This is a genomic window from Baaleninema sp., from assembly GCF_049974805.1.
Lineage (GTDB): Bacteria > Cyanobacteriota > Cyanobacteriia > Cyanobacteriales > Geitlerinemataceae > Baaleninema.
The window spans coordinates 1-1736 of record NZ_JBNGCO010000233.1 but is presented as its reverse complement, the minus strand read 5'-3'; the positions used below and the strand labels follow the sequence as shown (position 1 = coordinate 1736).

Below are 1736 nucleotides of genomic sequence, written 5' to 3'. Positions count from 1 at the left end.
CTCAGCCACGCCAATCACAAACAAGTCCGCTACGAGGATCTCGTCAGCGACACGGAAGCGGTGTTGACGGATTTGTGTGAGTTCCTCGAAATCGAGTGCAACGAGACGCTGTTGCAACAGATGCTTCAGGGATACGGAACTGCTGCCAACGGGGTGGTGTTATCTAGCGAACCCTGGAAATCCGGAGTTAAAGCCTCCAGTCAGACGTTAACCAGTTCTAACGGCACTAAATTCGAGAAACTGTTCGACATTCCCCAGCGAACCTATATTGTCGAGCGTCTGGCTCCCGTGAAGAAGGAAGATGAGGAGATGAGGGGATGAGGGGATGAGGAGATGAGGAGATGAGGAGATGATGAGGGGATGAGGGGATGAGGGGAAATTCTCTTCCCCTCTCCCTATCTCCCCGAACCCTCTAAAACGGTGGCTGGTGCAAGTCGTTGAGCTGGTGGAGGTCTTCACCTCGTACCAAGATACAGGGAACTTGGCTGCCGTCGGCTTCTCGACATTCGCGATCGGTTCCCATGTAGCGAGCCACTAATCCCAGGCGATCGCGATCGGTGGCGTTCTTCCCGACACCGTGCCACAAACCGCCTTTGGTGAAACTGTATTGACCTTTGGTCATTTCTAAGGGAACGATTTCGTGGGGGGCGTTTTCTGGGTGCAGACGATCGGCTAAGGCCAGCATACTCTGGGGATCGAACAAGTCGCACATTCCTTGACGGGCGCATTCTTCGAGATCGAGGGTATAGGTGTGGGTTTTCGGAATGACTTGTAAACATCCGTTTTGAAGGTTCATGTCTGTCAGGGCAACGGATACGTGAACGCCCTGAACTTGAGCGTTGATAATATCGACGTGACAGCTTTGTCCGCGAGTACCGGGTTTGCGACAGATTGCTTCGGAAATCCAAAGTAAAATATCGGAACCGAGCAGGTTTTCTATGTCGTCTAAAATGGCGGGTTCTGTGGCTAGTTTGTAGACCAGAGCCGAGCGGATATGAGCTTGGCGGACGAAAATGGGATGTTTGGCATTGATTCCAAGACGTTTCTTTACGCCGCGAACGAGTCTCGATTTGAAGGATTCGGATTTTTCTATGCCAGTTATTAACTCTTCCATTGAGGTAAGATTTGGCAGGGAAAAAGCACCCAGGTATCCGTTTTCAAAAAAGAATTTCTTCTGACGGTCTCGGTCGGTAATATTTCCTTTTGTTATTGCGGTCATTGCTTGGGAGTCTCCTTAAATAATTTGCCTCGATTCTAAACGCTTTTTTTGGTATTTATTCAAAGATTTGTTGAGTTTTTTGTAAAGTTTTTTTTTGCTGTTTTGGAAATTGGATGAAACGCTGGGTTCTCGGTGACAGTTGACGACGAATCTGGACGCTGGGGAAGGGCGATCGACCTCTCTCCGGATTCAGTGTGGCTCAGATCTGTTTTCATGTGTTTGCAGTTTTGGGGGATTTGTTTTCAGATGGGGCGAGCGCCGGATCGATCGCGACTTCCGTAGTTTTACATAAAAAACATCTGTAGTCATACGGGATTTAAAATCTAAATCGCAGACTTTATTGTATATTTTTACGAAAAAGTTCGGAAATTGTAGCAATTTATACGATATTCAACCCGGTTTATCCGTTAAAATACTGAATTGTTGGGTCAATCCTGCTTCCAGGGTGGACGGCCGCGGTTGCTCTTGCCGATCGAGCCTGTCACACCCTGGATTCCATAAAGCGTTTCAACCATCT

2 protein-coding genes are annotated in these 1736 nt (G+C 48.2%); one reads left to right on the top strand and one right to left on the bottom strand.

What is annotated here, in order from left to right; genetic code table 11:
- Positions 1-321 (top strand): hypothetical protein (locus tag ACP5D4_RS21560; RefSeq protein WP_428013658.1); only part of this gene is annotated, 321 nt, incomplete at its 5' end.
- Positions 322-412: 91 nt separating this feature from the next.
- On the opposite strand, the gene ACP5D4_RS21555 is transcribed toward ACP5D4_RS21560, so the two are convergent.
- Positions 413-1219: a phytanoyl-CoA dioxygenase family protein gene (locus tag ACP5D4_RS21555; RefSeq protein WP_428013657.1), complete on the bottom strand. Its 807-nt coding sequence runs from the start codon at positions 1217-1219 to the stop codon at positions 413-415.
- Positions 1220-1736: the final 517 nt, after the last annotated feature.

Bases quoted from the DNA above. Each gene is read 5' to 3' on its own strand.
- ACP5D4_RS21555 (WP_428013657.1), bottom strand. From the start codon at position 1,219: ATGACCGCAATAACAAAAGGAAATATTACCGACCGAGACCGTCAGAAG.